The organism is Aerococcus sp. L_32, from assembly GCF_050689315.1.
In genome coordinates this window covers 1-705 of sequence record NZ_JBOEQF010000962.1, presented here as the reverse complement: position 1 = coordinate 705, position 705 = coordinate 1, and the positions used below count along the sequence as shown (strand labels likewise).

The following is a 705-nucleotide window of genomic DNA, read 5'->3' as shown; positions in this document are numbered from 1 at the left end:
AAGGCTTCAACCAATTCCTTGTCCTTAAAGACTGTGATTTCTGTTGAGCCACCACCGATATCAATGGATACACCGTCAGAATCACTCATAGAGTGAACGACTGCAGAGAATCCGTAGTAGGCTTCCATTTCTTCTGGCACTAATTCAATGGTGACACCGGTTTTTTTCTTCACTTGATTGATGATGTCATCTTTATTCGCAGACTGTCTAATAGCTGCAGTAGCTTTAGGTAAGATACGGTCAGCTTTTAAAATGGCCGCTTCTTTGGCAAAAGCACCAATAATCCGTGCTAGGGTATCAATACCTTCTTGTGACATTTCGTGATTAGCATTTATATATTGAAAAATCCGTGCGGGAATTTTAATGTTTTGAATTTCTCGCATGGCTAAATTATCTTCGACTTGAAAGACAACAAGGCGAATAGAGTTTGAACCTATATCAATCAAACCAATTCGTTCTTTCATAACTATTGTGTCCTTTCGTTTTTCATGTGCTTCAGTAACAACTAAAATTAAATTTATCTTAAGCTTAGTATAACGCAATTTCAGCAAATCCGAAATAATATTTCCCGATAAGTAAAAGACTATTTCTACAAGTAAATTAGATAGGGGATTCTAGAAAAAGAGGGCTGTGACATCAAAGCCACTAGCCCCCCTAATTGTTATTTAACGATAGCCGTAATATCGGGCTACGAAAGTCAAACTC

The 705-nt window shown here is 37.4% G+C and carries 1 pseudogene; it reads right to left on the bottom strand.

Annotated features, from left to right (window positions below):
* Positions 1-464, bottom strand: a pseudogene (locus tag ACRCJ0_RS17635) (Ppx/GppA family phosphatase); the annotation flags it as partial.
* Between the last annotated feature and the right edge of the window lie 241 nt (positions 465-705).